Annotated in this window: 16 protein-coding genes; all 16 read left to right on the top strand. The window is 39.4% G+C overall.

Annotated features, from left to right (window positions below):
• Positions 1 to 17: 17 nt before the first annotated feature.
• The gene (locus tag KUA46_RS16440; RefSeq protein ID WP_218487694.1) at positions 18 to 938 is read left to right on the top strand and encodes an ATP-dependent nuclease; all 921 of its coding nucleotides are present in this window, start codon (positions 18 to 20) and stop codon (positions 936 to 938) included.
• Between the two features lie 25 nt (positions 939 to 963).
• Positions 964 to 2,289, top strand: coding sequence for an O-antigen ligase family protein (locus KUA46_RS16445; RefSeq protein ID WP_218487693.1), 1,326 nt, complete (start codon positions 964 to 966; stop codon positions 2,287 to 2,289).
• A 3-nt stretch (positions 2,290 to 2,292) separates the two neighbouring features.
• Positions 2,293 to 3,267, top strand: coding sequence for a glycosyltransferase family 2 protein (locus KUA46_RS16450; RefSeq protein WP_218487692.1), 975 nt, complete (start codon positions 2,293 to 2,295; stop codon positions 3,265 to 3,267).
• A complete protein-coding gene (locus KUA46_RS16455; protein ID WP_218487691.1) occupies positions 3,264 to 4,223 on the top strand; it encodes a glycosyltransferase in 960 nt (319 codons plus the stop codon). Before KUA46_RS16450 ends, KUA46_RS16455 begins: the two co-directional genes overlap by 4 nt.
• A 371-nt stretch (positions 4,224 to 4,594) precedes the next feature.
• A complete protein-coding gene (locus KUA46_RS16460; RefSeq protein ID WP_218487690.1) occupies positions 4,595 to 5,536 on the top strand; it encodes a hypothetical protein in 942 nt (313 codons plus the stop codon).
• 506 nt (positions 5,537 to 6,042) lie between these two features.
• Positions 6,043 to 6,567: a DUF4365 domain-containing protein gene (locus tag KUA46_RS16465; RefSeq protein WP_218487689.1), complete on the top strand. Its 525-nt coding sequence runs from the start codon at positions 6,043 to 6,045 to the stop codon at positions 6,565 to 6,567.
• Positions 6,564 to 7,685: a hypothetical protein gene (locus tag KUA46_RS16470; RefSeq protein WP_218487688.1), complete on the top strand. Its 1,122-nt coding sequence runs from the start codon at positions 6,564 to 6,566 to the stop codon at positions 7,683 to 7,685. The genes KUA46_RS16465 and KUA46_RS16470 overlap by 4 nt, the downstream gene beginning before the upstream one ends.
• Positions 7,686 to 7,694: 9 nt before the next feature.
• A complete protein-coding gene (locus KUA46_RS16475) occupies positions 7,695 to 9,425 on the top strand; it encodes a caspase family protein (RefSeq protein ID WP_218487687.1) in 1,731 nt (576 codons plus the stop codon).
• Between the two features lie 71 nt (positions 9,426 to 9,496).
• Entirely contained in the window at positions 9,497 to 10,663 is a 1,167-nt protein-coding gene (locus KUA46_RS16480; protein WP_218487686.1) for a glycosyltransferase, read from the top strand.
• Between the two features lie 7 nt (positions 10,664 to 10,670).
• A complete protein-coding gene (locus KUA46_RS16485; RefSeq protein ID WP_217761713.1) occupies positions 10,671 to 11,882 on the top strand; it encodes a radical SAM protein in 1,212 nt (403 codons plus the stop codon).
• A gap of 154 nt (positions 11,883 to 12,036) precedes the next feature.
• Positions 12,037 to 13,149: a glycosyltransferase family 4 protein gene (locus KUA46_RS16490; RefSeq protein ID WP_218487685.1), complete on the top strand. Its 1,113-nt coding sequence runs from the start codon at positions 12,037 to 12,039 to the stop codon at positions 13,147 to 13,149.
• Positions 13,146 to 14,480 (top strand): nucleotidyltransferase domain-containing protein, encoded by a 1,335-nt coding sequence (locus KUA46_RS16495; RefSeq protein WP_218487684.1) that lies wholly within the window; start codon positions 13,146 to 13,148, stop codon positions 14,478 to 14,480. The genes KUA46_RS16490 and KUA46_RS16495 overlap by 4 nt, the downstream gene beginning before the upstream one ends.
• Before the next feature lie 147 nt (positions 14,481 to 14,627).
• Positions 14,628 to 15,287 (top strand): hypothetical protein, encoded by a 660-nt coding sequence (locus KUA46_RS16500; protein ID WP_218487683.1) that lies wholly within the window; start codon positions 14,628 to 14,630, stop codon positions 15,285 to 15,287.
• Positions 15,250 to 16,446, top strand: coding sequence for a sugar MFS transporter (locus KUA46_RS16505; RefSeq protein ID WP_218487682.1), 1,197 nt, complete (start codon positions 15,250 to 15,252; stop codon positions 16,444 to 16,446). The genes KUA46_RS16500 and KUA46_RS16505 overlap by 38 nt, the downstream gene beginning before the upstream one ends.
• A 402-nt stretch (positions 16,447 to 16,848) precedes the next feature.
• Positions 16,849 to 17,016, top strand: a complete 168-nt coding sequence (locus KUA46_RS16510; protein WP_167529954.1) for a hypothetical protein — start codon at positions 16,849 to 16,851, stop codon at positions 17,014 to 17,016.
• Positions 17,016 to 17,528, top strand: coding sequence for a DUF6169 family protein (locus tag KUA46_RS16515; protein ID WP_153084381.1), 513 nt, complete (start codon positions 17,016 to 17,018; stop codon positions 17,526 to 17,528). The genes KUA46_RS16510 and KUA46_RS16515 overlap by 1 nt, the downstream gene beginning before the upstream one ends.
• The last annotated feature ends 306 nt before the right edge of the window (positions 17,529 to 17,834 follow it).

Here is a 17,834-nt window from a genome sequence, read left to right on the forward strand (position 1 = left end):
TGGTAACAGGTTGTTTTATGAAATTATCAAAACTATATATTAAGGGGTTCCGAAATTTTAAGGAAGCGACTATAAATTTTAATAATCAGAGTTTGATTATTGGAGCTAATGATGTTGGCAAGACCAATCTTCTTTATGCACTTCGTATTTTGCTGGACCGAGGCCTTTCTGATTTAGATCTGGAATTAAAGGAGTCCGATTTTTATGCCTATGAAGAAACGAATGAAGTGATAATCACAACTTTCTTCGATGATATTAAAGAAGATTGCATCTTATCTAAAATGAAAGGTGACATTAGTGGAGATGGAAAACTTGTAATTAAGTATCTGGCAACTAAGGGTGATGATTATAAATTTTTCTGTGGTAAAAGTGATGCAGATGAAGACTTGCATGAATATGCCATTCCTTATTACCGCAAGGTATTGAACATAAAGTATATCAATAGCAAGAGAGATTTTTGGGGGTACATCAACAAAACCAAGAATATTCTCCTTCAGCAAGCAAAAGAGGAGCGTAGTGCTGAAACTATAGATACGGACGATGCCCTATACAAGCAAATTTCAGATAAGTTGAAAGAGGTAGATTCGCAGATACCAGAACTTTCATACGTAAAGAATGCTACAGAGCAAATAAATGAAGAGCCTGGGGCTTATCTTCATCCACATCAGCAAAGGGAGCTGGCTCGATATTTAAGTGATGTATTGAATGGACAGGTAATTTTGACTAGTCATTCCCCTTATATTAATTGTTATTACCCGTCATGGCAACAAGATTTGGATTTACATTATGTAGGAATAACAAGAGCAAAGAAAGCTTGCTATATGATAGTAAATAATCGAAGACTTGGGTCTAAAGGTTATATTGTTGCAGGGGGTGATTCTGAGTTTTTATCGCTTAATGGCATTGGAAAGTTAAGAAATGAGTTCTATTTTCAATAAGTTGTCCAACCAATAAAATAAAACTATGATATTGATAATTAAACTTTTTGTTATTTTAGTAATACTAGTATTCCTTTATTTTTGTCAAAAATCATTAGCACAGGCATTCGCATTTTATCTTGCCGTAAAAATGGTTTTGCCGACAACAACAAGAGTTGGAAGCATAAGTATTTATTCATTTATGTTGTTATGCATGTTATTTTTTGTTTTAATTAAGAAAAATAATAAGCAGTGTGACTTTTCAAAAAAGAATGTTAAGATAGCTTTGTTTCCATTATTGACGTTAGTCTTACCTTTGTTTCTTATAGGTCTTTTTGGTAATGTGGATTATGCTTTTCAATATAAGCAATTGTTTCAATTTGCTTTAACTGAAATAGCCCCTTATTGTTTGTTTATAATTATCGTTACGTCTGAAGCAAAGTTACAGCTTTGTATAAAAACTTTATTAATTAGTTTTATTGTAATAGGCATTTGGGGTATTATAACATATTTTATAAAGGAGAATCCTTTAGTGTTATCATTTGCTCTTGCTTTCGATTATTCAAAAGATATGTTTATAGGAGATGGTACGGGGTCTGTTAGGGGAGCTTTTACTTCTACCGCGACGGGCAATCAATCTGAGGGTCCTATTCCTTGGGGACAAATTTGTTTAATTCTTGCTGGCTTTGGATTATTCTTTAAAGGCATGAAAGACATGCATTTAAGAAAAGTCTATATTGTACTGGCTATTTTTAACTGTTTTATGTCAACTAAGCGTTCTGCAATCCTTCCATTGTTAGTTGCTGTTGCATATTATTTATTTAAGGTCGGTTTCTTTACGAAGAGAAATATAATCTACTCTTTAGGAGTTTTGGGATTTTCTGCTGTTGTAATTAGCAGTACACCAACTTTACAGAAATATTATCATGCTAATATAGAACCTTCAATTTTCTTTTGGGATGATAATTTAGCTGCTAAAAATGAAATTAAAGGTTCTAATAGCGAAATGAGAACTACGCAAGCTAAATATGTAAATAAACTAATAGAAAATAATGAGATATTTGGACTTGGTTATGGATATACTGCAAAACATATAGAAAGATATGGGGGAAATACTGATGCTTTATTTTTTGAGTCTTTGTATTTGTGGGCTATAGCAAATTCTGGATATTTGGGATTATTGGTTTGGATAATCTTCTTTTATAAGTGGTCTCGAAGAATGATTGCAAATCGAAGTGAAGCTTTAGACATGTATATATTTAATGGCTCTTATATATTGAGCGTATTCCTAACAAACATATATTGTTCGTTTGCATATTATATGATAGCGTCAGCTTTTATTATAAAGTATCATCAATTTAAAAAAGTATAGAATATGAGAAACAATTTCTTTTGTAGCATAATTATCCCTGTTTATCAAGTGGAACAATATATTCAGAAATGCCTTTTGTCTGTAGTCTCACAATCATATACAAAAGGTATAGAATGTATTCTTGTAAATGATTGCACAAAAGATCAGAGTATAGAAATTGCTAAAAATTTAATTGAAAATTATGATGGCAATATTGATTTCAAAATATATGAACATTCTGTAAATGGAGGACTTTCTGCGGCTCGTAATACTGGTATTCTAGAAGCTAAGGGTGATTACCTTTATTTTTTGGATAGTGATGACTATATAACTCCAGATTGCATTAAAGTTCTTGCAGAAACGGCGCAAAAGTTTCCTAAGGCTCAAATTGTGCAAGCAGGTGCTGAGGCTACCACAAAAGGTTTTGAATATTTGAGTTTAAAATCAACGAAATTAAAAGAATATACTGAAGATAAAAGATACATCAAACGTGAAATGCTGATGGCTCATTACCCTCCAACGGCATGGAATAAGCTGATAAAGCGTGATTGGTTGTTGAAACATAATCTTTTTTTCAAGGAAGGTTTGCTTCATGAGGATGATTATTGGAATTTCTTCGCCGCTAAACATGTTACAGCGTATGCCATTTGCAAGCAAGATACTTATCTCTATAATATTCGACCTGGCAGCATCACTCAGGCTCCAAATGAACGAAATATAAAGTCTCGCTTAATTTCAGCCTTCGACTTTATGAATAATATAGATGACTTTTGCAAAAAAGAACAATTAGCTGTGATTTACAAATTGTTAATTGCAGATTTCCGAAAAATATCATTATCCGATAGTATGGCTTATTTGCCATTGTTCTACAGTTTAAGTTCTATGTGTGGTATCGTTGGTAAAATAGCGATCTTCCTTGACCTTCATTTGCCAAAGTGTATCTTGAATGCTCGACTAATGCAATTGATTAACGATAAAATAATACCTCGATTGTTATGAATAAACATAAAATTTCAGTAATTATTCCGATATATAACTGTGCGGAATGGATAGAGAAATGCGTGAATAGTATTCTTAATCAGAAATTACCAAATTTCTATGAATTGCAAGTTGTTCTTGTGGATGATGGAAGTAGTGATAATTCAGGAAAGATTTGTGATACATTAGCTCATGAAAATTCTGTTGTGATAGTGATTCATCAGTCCAACGCAGGTGTGAGTGAAGCCCGAAATAAAGGAATTGATGTTTCTGATGGCGATTGGATTTGTTTTGTTGATGGTGATGATGTGCTTAAAGATGATGCTTTTATGATATTATCAGATCAAGAGGTTGCAGAACATGATATTGTACGATTTGGTGCTTATGTCTTCAGTGATACTTTGCCTCAATCATCTTTTGAAAAAAAATATAGTAAAGATAAAGATGAATATATCCAACTTGTTGTTCGTAGATTTGCAATGTTGGGCGTGTGTGGGGCTTTCTATAAAAGGGAATTGTTTTTAAATAATAATATTCGTTTTCAAAACGGCATACGTATGGGAGAAGATTGGATGGTTTTGTTTAAGCTTTTGGTTAAGGCTGAATCTTTCACCTATATAGACAAGGAACTTTATGGTTACCGTGTGAATGATAATAGCGTAACAAGGCGTTTGGTTTTATCTGTTCGTCCAGATGCTCTCATAGCTTTGAATCACATAATAGATTATGCAAAAGAAAATAAATATGTCATATCTTTAAAAGATATTGCTATTGCTCGATCGGACATTAGACGCAATATGATGAAAGAGGCTATACTAAATAAGAATAAGGAGTTTTTTATTAATACAGATAATGCTTTAAAAAAATATGCTCCTCAAAGTTTTTGGGCTGATGTGTGGTATAGCCAGAAGTTTAAGCATAAGGTTGGCTTTGTTTTATATTTATGTATGGATAAATTGTATAGATTTCTTTTTTGATAATTGGTTTAAGATTCGTAAATGGTCTTTTGTGAGTATTCTTTTACCTTTTCACCCATTAATCAACTTCTGGGTGCAAGGGTAAAAGAATTCTTACGTTAAATTTTAGAAAATCAAAACTTTATTCAATAATACTAGTACGGCTATCCCGCTGATAAATAGTGGAGACGCTGTATTGGTGGTTTACAATTCCTGCTAAGCGATTGAATGGTTGCGGCAAGAAAAATGTAGAATTGTATTTATAATAAGTCATATTGCAAGCATTTTGTAATTGGTGACTATTCTCTCGTTATTAAAGAGATTCCTGATTGCTTGGTGACAGCAAGTTTTCCAGCAAAGGTCATTAACACGTATGACTTTATGAAGGAAGAATGGGTGAAAGTAAAATAAAATATTACTCTATGGATTTTGATTCTAATAATAAAACTCTTCGACCTATATATGATAAACTCGATTCTCTTATAGATAAAGGTTATAACCTGTCTTATGTCTTTAAAGATATAATATTTCGAGGATGTAACCAGTTTGACAGAGATTATAGAGGGGTTCCCTGTTGGGTTAGAGATGCAGGAAATACTGCTGAATGTGGATGGACAAAGGAGGAGTTTGAAACATACGTGAGGAATCATGAAAATTACGAGATAGTGCATAGATGGTTGTATTATTATGATTGCGATATGCTGGTCTGTGCTCTATGTGATCGCTTTAAGATGATTGCATCTATGTTGAGGGTGTTTTACAACCATTTTCCTAGTGAGTCTCCCTGTAAAATGGAAGACTTTAAACATGCAACTGTTACAGTTAATCCTCAGGATACGATATGTTTTGCATGTGTTAATAGTATTTTTCTTTACCTTGCGTCTTCATTTGATATACTGTCTAAGATTTACGTTGAGTTGCGTGATTATGAAAAATTGGATTTCTCCAAATATCCCAAAATGGTTTCACGGAAAGTTCTGTTGGGAAGTATTGTTAAGACCACTTCTGATATCACAGGTACTATATTTGAAAAACCATCGTGTGTTAATACTATAGTAAATATTAGAAATAGACTCGTGCATGATGGTTCTTTTGATTTTATGCAAATGGTTTATGACTGTTATGATGGACCGAATGGACATTCTGAGGGGACAATCTTGTTTCCTGACATGGAGAATGGTTTATTTGTTACATCAAAAAACAGAAAAAACTTTTATAGTCAATCATATAGGTTAAATTTACTTCTGCCAGGGTTACTCACAGATGTGTTTGATGTAATGGAAAAAACGATAGATAAACTTTCAATAATTGGAAAAAAAGAAAATGAACGATAAATTACTTTTAGCCCTTAGGTCTGAAAAGTATTGAATGATATCTTGGCACCATGTCTTGTACTTACCATATTAAGATTCGTTATTGATTTCAAGGGCTTGTTTATCTTGCCGGATTTATTGGTCTTTGCTGATGTATGCCATAGGTTCTAAGAATATCGTATTAACAACAAGGTGGCTAAGTATCTTAGTGGCATCAGTATGGAGATTTATCTCTGTCACATGATGTTTTATAGAGTGTCAAGTATGCTTCATTTAGAAAGATTCATTCACAATAATGATATGCTCTATGTTGCAACTTGTCTCACTACATTGATTGGTGCGATATGCTTTTCGCATGTTATCAAATATTATGTGTTTAAGCGTCTAAGAAATAGATGGTCTTTTCTTTTTTAAAGATAATTGGAGACATCAGATGGATGCCTTGGTTGTTTATGGAGATAGGCATTAATTGCTCATTCTTCTTATTATAAGTTGATAAACATTTTTTTGTAATATAACAAATTGTTATGCCAAATCCTTTACAACATAGAATGGAAGATATGAGTATTGCTTATCTTCAAGCTATTTGTGCAAAAAATGGCTATGACATATGGAATGCCAGACACGATAATGACTGTGTGGATTGCCAGATATCGTGTAATGGTTTTCCTATAAATGATGGTGAATGTGTAATGTATTCCCCATTAGTTGCTGTTCAGCTGAAAGCATCTTTTGCTGGTGTACATATATTGGAAAATGGTGATGTACAGTATGATATTCCTGCCCGAAATTACAATTATCTAGTAAGAACAGACAGAACTATTCCTTATATTTTAATCTTGTTAGTTATGTACCAGGATGAAAATTTGTGGATAGAACATAATGCTAACTATTTGAAGTTGACGAAATGTGCTTATTGGGTATGTTTGGAAGGAGATGAGCCAACGGAAAACAGAACAAGCAAACGCATAGTAATTCCTGGACGAAATGTACTTTCACCTGATGCGCTAAAAGAAATAATGGTAAAAATCTCTAAACAACAAGAATTATGATTAAGTATTTATCTGCATTGCAAAAATTGGTTCCTGTAAAGATTTGTAGATATCTACAGATTCATGGTTGGAGGGAATTGTGTACTTTATTTGGTGGAACGGCAAAACAGTTTGTTTCAGATGATGATACGCAAGTTGTGTTGATTCCCTTTGATTCAAGCTATAGTGATTATTTGTCATTATTGAATAGGGCAATTTCTGATATTGCTGAATATAATAAGATATCTGTTCTCACATTGCTGAGTGAATTACTCAATCCTTCTGCTGATATATTGAAATGGCGTATCATAGATAACCAAACAGAACTTGGGCAAATTCCTTTTGATTCAATGATAAGTTATATAGGAAGTATCAAAAATAGCTTGGCAGCTGCTTTGCAGGATACAATAAATCCAAAAGTGTTTCATTCAAAGTTGTTAACTAAAAATGTTACAGAAGAACTATCCAATTGCTCTTTTGGACAAACAGAGTTTGGAAGTTATATAATCAATGTTATTTGCCCATTGGGTGAATATCAATACAATTTGTTTGATAATGATGTCGAGGATTTGCCTTTATATCGAAAGGTTAATCTTAAAATGATGGAGTCTCTTTCCGTTATAAATCGAAGTGTTGCTGAAGGAAGTAGTGAATTGGATGATGCTGTTGGAGAAGGAAATCTTAGCGTTAATTTCTTAGACACAATAGCAAACATCATATCTGTTAATGAACTAGCGCATTTTGACATTAATATTGTTAGAAGTAAAAATGTTCCTTCTCCTGATGATGCTGTAACCAATATTCAGGTAAGTCATGTTGTCAATCAAAAAATTATAGATGTAGCAGATAGATACCGTCCTCATGAGCCACAAAATGTAATGAAGACGATTTTTGGGAAGATTATAAATATGTCAGGTGATGCAAATCCTGAAGATAGGGATGTATTTACTATAACCTTGTTGACCTTAGGAGATGATAATGATAAGCAACATATAATAGTTAGGCTTAAATATGCAGAAAGTTATCATGTCGTGAGTCAGGCTTTTGAAAACGGACTTGTTGTGCGTGTTACTGGGACGTATTCGTCAGCATCTCGAAAAAAATATATAGATAATGGGACTATAACCATTGCAAACTAATTATAAGCTATGAAAGTAATTGCATTAGTGATAGGTATAGATCATTATTCTCATCCAGAGTTCTTCCATGTGTTGAATTGCGCAGTTGGTGATGCTAAAGCAGTAGCGGAAGTTTTATCTCATTTGAAGATTGAAGTTCAGGAGAGCTATGATGAAGAGGATGATGTCGTAAGGGAGCGTTTAGATGAGTTTACCAACAAAATTATGGATGATAGACCAGATGTTGCTATATTCTATTTTGCAGGTCATGGAGAACGTCCCAACTTGAAAGATGGTTTGGTTTTGAAGAATGCTCAAAGAAGTGCAAAAGGTGAAACGGTATTGCTTGGGCATTGCCTTGTCGTCAATGATATTATGCAACGGATGAATGCGGCTGGAGACCAGATGAACATTCTTATACTTGATGCTTGTCGTAATGAAACGAGAGGAGCTGTTGCTAAGCAAGAAACGGGTTTTAAGGTGCCTCATCAAACATTCATAGCTTACTCTACGACTGCTGGATGTACTGCTTCTGATGGTAAGGTTGGTGGGCACAGCCCATTTACGGGTGCTTTACTGAATCATATCATGACCGAAAATCTAAAGGTTGAAGATTTGTTTAAGCAAATAAGAAAGGACATGTTTGCTTCTGGCCGTAGACAATATTCTTGGGATTACTCATGTTTGTTAGATGATTTCTGTTTCAATCATGGTCAATTGAATAGGCATTATGGAAATACTTATAGTTTTATGGCTTTTTCTCCAACAACAATAGCATTAACAGATGCTCTAAAAAGTAGTTTCGTACAGGATATAAATAGTAGTGTTGAGAAAAATATAGACCATGCAATGAGTATGTTGGTTGCCCATAAAAAAGACTTTAAAAAGGAAGAATTGTTTGTAATGGGACGATATATGCTTCATGCCAGTAAAAGTGTGTTTGCAGCCAAATATATCAATATCACTAAACTCGCTTTACTCAATATTGGAAATGAAAATCCGTTCTTTGATGGCTTTTTATATGAAATGTTCTTTGACAAGGAAGATAATTGTAGAAATAAGAACATAGAAGGTGTTTGGATATTTGATGAAGTGGCAAAGGTTTGTGATAGCCCAGATTTTGCTTCTTCGTTGACATTTATACAGAAAGAACTTGAACCTTTCAAGGACCAGGTAAGTTATGTGCCAGGAAATGAAGTTCATACAGTCAGGTTGTTTTTAGAACAATCTGATTTGTGGCAAAGTTCTAATAAGAAAATATGGATTATAGATGATATGAGATTTGAAAATGGCAGTGTTATTGATTTATTGGATGAAACTGCATATATTCGACAAAGTTTACGTAATGTAATAAAAAACACATTACGAATACCTTTTAGAAATCTCAGTATTAGATCTAATGAGGCTGTTAATGATCGAGATATCTTGATAGTAGGGAACTTAGGTTATGTTGATAATTTTATAGATGATTATTATCACACCAATGGGGCTGATGAATTTGACGAATTAGGTCATCATTTGGAATTTTTAAATGTAGAAAACTGTGAAATCCTTGATGTTGTAGAATATGAAGGATCGTTGGTCGTATCGGGCAATTTCTCTATATCTGTCATAGCCTATCTTGATTCTGAAGAAGAGATAAAAAATGATATTACCCTTGATGGTGAGTTTAAAATCTCTTTGGAATATGATGAAAATGGATGGTCAGTGGTAGATTATGATGAAATGAAGCTGGAAGCTCCTTATTATTTATATCAATAAGGTGTATGATGGTGTCATTAATGTTGTGATAGAAGAGTAGTTAAGCGTTTGTACTTTACAAATACATTTTTATGAAGATTTTATTAGCAAATAAGTTTTATTACCGCCGAGGCGGTGATTGTATTTATATGCTCAACCTGGAGCAGTTGCTGAAGGCGCATGGGCATGAGGTGGCGGTATTTGCCATGGACTATCCGGAGAATCTGGATACGCCTTGGAAGAAATACTTTCCAAGGAATATGAGCAAATTGATGGCTTTTACCCGTCCGTTTGGTGATGGGGAAGTGAAGAGCAAGTTCTCGCAACTGCTGAATGACTTCAAGCCTGATGTAGTGCATCTGAACAATATCCATACACAACTTTCTCCGCTGATAGCCAAGGTGGCGCATGAATACGGGGCAAAGGTTGTTTGGACATTGCATGATACCAAACTCGTTTGTCCTTGCTATACTTGCATGAGAAATGGCAAGTGGTGCGAGGAGTGCTTTACGGATAAGCTGGCAGTGGTGAAGCATCGCTGTATGCCAGGAAGTTTCCCTGGGGCTATCGTGGGGTATCTGGAAGCTAAGAAATGGAACAAGGAGGTGCTGCAGAAGTATGTGAACTGGTTCCTTCCTCCATCGAAGTTTATGATGGATACCTGCGTAAAGGGTGGTTATTCTCCATCGAAGTTCAGAGTGCTCTGCAACTTCATCGATGTGACTAAACTTCCGGAGCTTTCTTCAAAGACTCAGGTAAAGGAAGACTACTATGTCTATCTGGGACGAGTGAATGAGGTGAAGGGTGTGAGAACCTTGTGTAAGGCGGCTGCTCAGCTCGACAAGAAATTGATCGTAATAGGTGATGGTGAGCTGCTTCCGGAACTTAAGGAAACTTATAAGAACTGTTCTCATATCGAGTTCAAGGGGCAGATGCAATGGGAGGAGTTCATGCCTATCCTCCAGAAGGCTCGAATGATGGTGCTTCCTGCAGAATGGAGCGAGAACAATCCTCTTACCGTGATTGAATCACAGAGTCTGGGTACACCTGTGTTGGGTGCGAATATCGGAGGCATTCCGGAACTGATAGAAGCAGGGGTAACAGGTATGACATTCAAATCTGCTGATGTGGAGGATTTGAAGAACAAAATAAAAAGAATGTTTGCGCATGACTTTGATTATCAAGCCATCGCAAAAGATGCCATCGAAAGATATTCTTCCGAGGCTTATTATCATAAATTAATGGAATATTATAAATAAATATATTATGTCAGAAAAGAAATTAAATGGTACTGTCATTGTAACTTATCGTTGCAATGCACGTTGTTCAATGTGTAATCGTTACAAGGCTCCTTCTAAGCCTGAGGAGGAAATCTCTATAGAGACTATCAAGAAACTGCCTAAGATGTACTTTACCAACATCACGGGTGGTGAGCCTTTTATCCGTACGGATTTGAAGGACATCGTACGTGAGCTTTATAAGAAGAGCGACCGTATCGTGATCTCTACCAATGGCTTCTTCACCGACCGTATCATCGACCTGGCGAAGGAGTTTCCTCAGATTGGTATCCGTATCTCTATCGAGGGCTTGGAGAAGACCAACAATGAAATCCGTGGCTTGAACAATGGTTTCAACCGTGGCTATACTACCTTGAAGAAGCTCTGTGAGATGGGATTGAAGGATGTGGGCTTCGGTATGACTGTTCAGGACAAGAATGCTCCTGACCTCGTGCCTCTCTATGAGTTGAGCAACAAGATGGGTATGGAGTTCGCTACCGCATCGCTCCATAACTCTTTCTACTTCGTAGAGGCTAAGAACATCATTCACGACCGTCCGATGGTGGCTAAGAACTTCGAGAACCTGGTGAACGAACTGTTGAAGTCTAACTCTCCAAAGAAATGGTTCCGTGCTTACTTCAACCATGGACTCATCAACTATATCTATGGTCAGAAGCGTCTCTTGCCTTGCGATATGAGTTTCGATACCTTCTTCATCGACCCATACGGTGATGTGATGCCATGTAATGGTACCAAGGATAAGGAGGTGATGGGTAACCTGAACCGTCAGAGCTGGGATGAGCTTTGGAGTTCTCCAGAGGCTGAGCAGGTTCGTAAGAAGGTAAGACATTGTGACAGAAACTGCTGGATGATCGGTTCTGTTTCTCCTGCCATGCACAAGTACATCAAGACTCCTGCCCTGTGGGTGGCTAAGCACAAGCTGAAGAGCCTGCTCGGTATGAAGTACTCTATGTATGAGAACCCTATCTGCTGCGAGTATCGTGATGGTAAAGTGACCAAGGAACAGCTTGACAAGCTTTCTACCTGCGATATGAATGCCGTGGTGAACAATGGTCTTTCTGCCGATTCAAAGGAGGCTTTGAAGGGCAAGCGTGGCGAGGACATCGTGAACGCTGACGTGGCTAGCCAGGGTTATGAGGCTACCAAGAAGGAAACAGATAGAAATATCGAAATCAAGTAATCACTTGATTCTCTTATGATTGATAAGAAGCCACAGTGCGGAGAGCATCGACACCAAGATGATGCCGAAGTACTGTATGGCTTCTTTGATATAGTTTGAATTCTTATTCATGCCTGCAAAGGTAATACTTTTATTTTAGAAATCTCTAGTTTTTATGAAAATAGTTGTAACAGGTACTCGTGGTATCCCGAATATCATGGGTGGCGTAGAGACGCATTGTGAGGAATTGTTCCCTAGAATGGTGGAGCGTGGGTATGATGTAACGCTGATCCGTCGCTCGAACTATGTGAAGGATGACTTGCATGAATGGAAAGGAGTGAAACTGGTAACGATTCCTTCTCCTAAGAAGAAGAGTTTCGAGGCCATCATCCATACTTTCCGTGCCATCAATGAGGCGAAGAAGTTGGGTGCTGATGTATTGCATATCCATGCCATCGGTCCTGCCTTGCTGGTGCCATACGCCAAATTGCTGGGCATGAAGGTGGTGTTTACGCATCATGGTCCTGACTATGACAGGGAAAAGTGGGGATTTGCTGCCAAGACAATCCTGAAGATGGGTGAGCGGATGGGCTGCATGTTTGCCGATGATGTCATCGTCATCTCGAACGTCATCAAGAACCTCATTGCCCGTAAATATGGAAGGACCAAGAATGTTCACCTTATATATAATGGTGTATCTGAGCCTGAAATCTGTGACTATCCTGAATATTTCAAGGAATTGGGGATAGAGAAAGGCAAGTATATCCTGGGCATGTGCAGATTTGTGCCTGAAAAGAACCTGCATCATCTGGTGGAAGCGTTTGTAAAGTGGAAAAAGTCGCACACGGATCTCACGGATTCCACGGATATAAAGTTAGTGTTAGCTGGCGATACAGACTTCGAAGATGAGTATTCGTTGGGATTGAAGCAGATGGCGAGGGAGAATGGTGTGGTGCTTACTGGCTTTATCAAAGGCAGAAAGCTTCATTCGCTGTTGACGAATTGCCGTTGCTATTGTCTTCCATCTTCGCACGAAGGTTTGCCGATAGCCCTGTTGGAGGCGATGAGCTATGGTGTAAAGGTAGTTGTGAGCGATATTCCTGCGAATCTGGAGGTTGGCTTGCCTAAGGATGATTACTTCCATTGTGGTAACGTGGATGAACTTTCGGAAAAGCTCGGAAAGATTATCGAGGCTCCATTGCAGCATGTGGATTACGACATGAGCAAGTATGATTGGGACCGGATTGCTAATGAAGTAGGAGGAGTGTATCAAGGGTTGAAGGAATGATGATAGTATCAAAGCAACATCAGATATTCTTTGATTTCCTAAGGTTCAGCATCGGCCCAAAGTCAGAGATTCCTTCTTCCTTGAAGGAGGTGGATTGGAAGGAGCTATATGCTATCGCCAAGAAGCAATGCCTGGTGGGTGTTCTCTTTGATGGTATTAAGAAGTTGCCTGCGGAACATGTAGGGATGAAGAAGGAGTTGCTGCTCCAATGGATGGCGGAAAGCCAAATGTTGGAAAAAGCGAATGTTCGGCTGAACGATGCTGCCATTCATGTTTCTGAGTGGTTCCGGAAAAAGGGATTCAGAACCTGCATCCTAAAAGGGCAGGGGAATGCCTTGATGTATCCGAATCCTTATTCCCGGACTCCTGGCGATATTGATATCTGGGTGGAAGGGGGAGATAAACGGGTTATCTCATTTGTCAGCTCTATCTCGCCTCATGAAAAGGCGTGCTATCACCACATCGAGTTCCCATCGTATAAGGGTGTGGAGGTGGAAGTGCATTATCGGCCTAGCTTCCTGCTGTGCTTCTGGCATAACAGAAAGCTTCAGAAATATTATGAGAGGGTGAAGGAGGAGCAGTTCTCGCATCGGGTAATGTTGGGAGAGCAAGGGGAGGTTGCGATTCCGACAGCGGAATTCAATCTCATCTTCCAGTTGACTCATATCTATGCTCATCTGATGAATGAGGGGATTGGGTTAAGGCAGCTTCTTGATTACTACTATGTTCTTTGCGACTTTTATAAAGTCTATCAAAATTTTTCGAAAACCCACCCGTCCTCCCTTACCCTTAAGGGAGGCTCCACCGCTTTCCCCAAGCCCCTTTCCCCTCAGGGGACAGGGGATGTAACCGCTCCTTCTCGTCGCTCGGAACCGCTACGCTCTAAGGTTGGCGGACCATCAAAGGTCTCGCCAGATTGTGCGGGATGGGACCGCCTTACTATAGAGGGAGATAATTCTGCTGGTTCAACTACTGCTGTTACTTCTTCTGCCTCTACTGCTTTAGATGTGGTGCAGAAGGAATTGAAGGAGTTGGGGTTGTGGAAGTTTGCCGAGGGTATCATGTATATCATGCAGGAGGTGTTCGGCATGCCTGCCTCTCGGCTTATTGTTCCTCCGAATGAGAAGTATGGTAAGTTTGTGCTGAATGAGGTGCTGGAAGCTGGGAACTTCGGAAAGCATGATGCCCGGAATCGGTTTGGAAGGTCACAGCTTGGACATAATTTCCAAAGGGTGTATAGGGATATGAGGCTAGTGAAGTTTTTTCCTGCTGAAGCTCTTTGTGAACCTTTGTTCCGTACTTGGCACTTCTTCTGGAGGCTAAAAATATAAAAAATAAAATTTAAATAATCAATTTACATAACTTTGTTTATGTTTATCGAGATGCAGATAGGTAATCAGCTAGATGAGGATGATTGTCTGCACTTCGATTATCAATGAAAATCATAATGAAGAAAAAAGTTTTTGTAAGCGGTTGCTATGACCTGCTACATTCTGGTCATGTGGAGTTTTTCCAGCAGGCATCACAGTATGGTGATGGATCCGGAAATGCTCGCCCGACTGGTATTCTGCTTTGAGAACTATCCGGAGCGTCATGATGGTATCATCTCGGGTGCCCAGGATTCTATCGGTATCTGTGTGCCCGGTCTGGTGCGTCATTATTATGACAACAATTTCTGGCCGGAGAAGATTGAGAGTACGCAGGATGAGATGACTCTCCGTTTTCTGGAAGACCATCTGGTGATGATTCCGATGGAACCGAGAAAACCGGGATGCAGTGTGGTGGAAGGTAAGGATATCACGCCTGAGAAGGTGAAGGCGCTGGCTGATGCGGCTGATGTCTGCTGGAAGGCGATTCTGGCGCACGACCTCGATGCCTTTGCTGCAGCATACAGGGCATCTTTCGAAGCCCAGATTGCGATGTTCCCGGGTATGGTGAATCCGTCTATCAATGGTATGATAGAACCGGAGGCGAGTGTGCAGCCGATGATTGACCGCTATAGCAACATGGAGGAGGTTCTGGCATGGAAGATGCCGGGAGCCGGTGGCGGCGGTTATCTGGCACTGGTAGTAAAGGACAGTCTTAAATTTGCTGAGAATCATGACGAAGCCATCCATCTTCAGATACGAAGGGCATAACTATCTGGTGCCCTTCCTCATCATCAGCAGCCTCTTCTTCATGTGGGGCTTTGCCCATGGCATCCTCGAAGTGCTGAATCCGCATTTCCAGGAGTCGTTTCATATCAGCAAGACGATGTCGGCCCTGACGCAGACAACCGTTTATGGTGCCTACTTTCTGATGGCACTGCCTGCCGGATGGATTATCCGGAAGTGGGGCTACAGGAGGGGTGTGATAACAGGACTGGTTCTCTTCGGTATCGGTGCCCTGATGTTCATACCGGGAAGCAGGATCAACAGTTTCTACTTCTTTGTTCTGTCGCTGTTTGTGATAGGATGCGGACTGACCTGTCTGGAAACGAGTGCGAATCCTTATACTACGGTACTGGGACATCCTGACAAGGCGGAGAGCAGAATCAACCTGTCGCAGTCGCTCAATGGTATCGGATGGATTGTAGGACCGCTGGTTGGCGGACTGCTTCTGTTCTCGGGTGTCAACATCGCCATCCCTTATGCCCTGGTGGGTATCTTCGTGCTTGCTGTGGCGCTGGTCCTGTCAAGAATCAAGTTGCCTGACCCAAGGAGAGCGCATGAGGCGGATACGAACGAGAAGGTGGAGGAGAAGCCGATGCGCGTGATGGCATTCAGTTTCGGTATGCTGACCTTGTTTCTTTATGTGGCTGCCCAGACGGGTGTGAACAGTTTCTTCATCAACTATGCAGAGGAGAGTATTCATATAGAGAAGCAGACTGCCAGTCTGTATCTCGCTTTTGGCGGAATGGGGCTGTTCTTTATCGGCAGGTTGGCTGGTGGTGTCATCATGAATTATGTCCAGCCAAGGCTGGCGCTGCTGGTCTGTGCCATCCTCACCTTTGTTGCCACATTGATTGTGGTGGTATGTAGCGGTACCTTATCTCTCATTGCGTTTTTCGCCCTGTATCTGGGAGAGAGCATCATGTTTCCGACTATCTTCTCGCTGGCACTGAGGGATGCGGGTACAAAGACCAAACTTGCCTCTTCATTGCTTATCATGACGATAGTGGGTGGAGCGGTTGCTCCTGTAATCATGGGGTATATAGCGGATACTACGGGGAGTATGGCGATTGCATTTCTCATACCATTAGTATGTTATGGGGTGATTGGAGGGTATGCGCTTTCGAAACCCTCTGGCTCCCTTTAGATAAGATTAGCTGCACTCGGCAATTTGAAAGCAAACTTTCATTGCGCTCATTTGCAAAATCTTTAGATAAAAGGAGGATTTTTCGAAAATCTACCCGTCCCTCTTTACCCTTAAAGAGGGCTCCACCTCTCATCTCGGTCTTCTCCCCTCAGGGAAGAAGAGGGAAACCGCCCTACTCGGTGCTCGTAACCGCTTCGCTCTAAGGTTGGCGGACCATCAAAGGTCTCGCCAGATTGTGCGGGATGGGACCGCCTTGCTAAAGGTGGATAGGATTATTGAAGTGCTGGTTTTGTAGTAATTCGCTGATGAGTTGCAGATTTCTTTTGATTTTCTTGGTGGTTTCGAGGAAAAAGCGTATTTTTGCGGCAGATTGCAATTAAAGAATTTAAAAGGAGAACTATTATGGATACATTAGATAAAGAATTTTGGGAAAAACGTGAAGCTGCTATGAAAAGATTTATGGCGGCAAAAGAGCGTAAAAAGGCTCGTGTAGCTGAAATTACTAAGAGCCTTTGTGAGGAATATAAGGAACGAACGGGGGTATATCCTAAATATATAAATGTTTGGTAATGAAACCACTTCCTTTGGATATAATTAATGCTTCTGCTCCTTATGAGGTTTATTGGCATGAAACGTCTCGAACTTATCGCTTTAAAAGTGATTTTGGTGTGGTACTTGCTATTGGCTTTGATGATGATGACATCATTGAAAATGCAGAATCATATGTCTTTTCTATCATCAATGTAACTAAAAGACCTTCTCCACGAGACTTGAAAATGCGTGATACAGTGATGCTTATCATAGAGAACTTCTTTAATATGAACGAAGCAGCTCTCTTGTATATTTGTGAGAGTGGGGATGGTAAGCAGCATATGCGAAGCCGTCTGTTTGAATATTGGTTTTCCTCTTATCAAATGAAAGATAAGTTTATTTTGATGCCTGTCAGTATCGAAGATATGGAGGGAATTGAAAATTTTGCAGCTTTAATTATTCGAAAAGATAATCCGAATGTTTTAGATATTGTTGCAGAATTTTCAAACACTGTGGCTATGTTTAGGGTAAAACCTAATAGTCATGACTAATTTCTTTTGATATTCTTGATGGGCTTAAAAGTCTTTACGCCCCCTTCGGTTCCCCTTACAGGGGACAGAAACCTTCCTTACCGTTAAGGAAGGCTCCACCTCTCATCTCGGTCTTCTCCCCTCAGGGAAGAAGAGGGAAACCGCCCTACAGTGCTATATTTGCCCCACCTGTCCCTCCCCTGCGGGAGGGTCCTTAACCCACTCCCAAGCCCTCGCCCTTTCCAAAAGGGCAAGGGATGTAACCGCCCTCCGGTGCTCGGAACCGCTACGCTCTAAGGTTGGCGGACCAAAGCGGTCTTCGCCATG

Source organism: Segatella copri (genome assembly GCF_019249765.2).
Lineage (GTDB): Bacteria > Bacteroidota > Bacteroidia > Bacteroidales > Bacteroidaceae > Prevotella > Prevotella copri_K.

Excerpts from the sequence above, each read along its gene's own strand:
- KUA46_RS16440 (WP_218487694.1), top strand. The coding sequence starts at position 18 with ATGAAATTATCAAAACTATATATTAAGGGGTTCCGAAATTTTAAGGAA.
- KUA46_RS16445 (WP_218487693.1), top strand. The coding sequence starts at position 964 with ATGATATTGATAATTAAACTTTTTGTTATTTTAGTAATACTAGTATTC.
- KUA46_RS16450 (WP_218487692.1), top strand. The coding sequence starts at position 2,293 with ATGAGAAACAATTTCTTTTGTAGCATAATTATCCCTGTTTATCAAGTG.
- KUA46_RS16455 (WP_218487691.1), top strand. The coding sequence starts at position 3,264 with ATGAATAAACATAAAATTTCAGTAATTATTCCGATATATAACTGTGCG.
- KUA46_RS16460 (WP_218487690.1), top strand. The coding sequence starts at position 4,595 with ATGGGTGAAAGTAAAATAAAATATTACTCTATGGATTTTGATTCTAAT.
- KUA46_RS16465 (WP_218487689.1), top strand. The coding sequence starts at position 6,043 with ATGCCAAATCCTTTACAACATAGAATGGAAGATATGAGTATTGCTTAT.
- KUA46_RS16470 (WP_218487688.1), top strand. The coding sequence starts at position 6,564 with ATGATTAAGTATTTATCTGCATTGCAAAAATTGGTTCCTGTAAAGATT.
- KUA46_RS16475 (WP_218487687.1), top strand. The coding sequence starts at position 7,695 with ATGAAAGTAATTGCATTAGTGATAGGTATAGATCATTATTCTCATCCA.
- KUA46_RS16480 (WP_218487686.1), top strand. The coding sequence starts at position 9,497 with ATGAAGATTTTATTAGCAAATAAGTTTTATTACCGCCGAGGCGGTGAT.
- KUA46_RS16485 (WP_217761713.1), top strand. The coding sequence starts at position 10,671 with ATGTCAGAAAAGAAATTAAATGGTACTGTCATTGTAACTTATCGTTGC.
- KUA46_RS16490 (WP_218487685.1), top strand. The coding sequence starts at position 12,037 with ATGAAAATAGTTGTAACAGGTACTCGTGGTATCCCGAATATCATGGGT.
- KUA46_RS16495 (WP_218487684.1), top strand. The coding sequence starts at position 13,146 with ATGATGATAGTATCAAAGCAACATCAGATATTCTTTGATTTCCTAAGG.
- KUA46_RS16500 (WP_218487683.1), top strand. The coding sequence starts at position 14,628 with ATGACCTGCTACATTCTGGTCATGTGGAGTTTTTCCAGCAGGCATCAC.
- KUA46_RS16505 (WP_218487682.1), top strand. The coding sequence starts at position 15,250 with ATGACGAAGCCATCCATCTTCAGATACGAAGGGCATAACTATCTGGTG.
- KUA46_RS16510 (WP_167529954.1), top strand. The coding sequence starts at position 16,849 with ATGGATACATTAGATAAAGAATTTTGGGAAAAACGTGAAGCTGCTATG.
- KUA46_RS16515 (WP_153084381.1), top strand. The coding sequence starts at position 17,016 with ATGAAACCACTTCCTTTGGATATAATTAATGCTTCTGCTCCTTATGAG.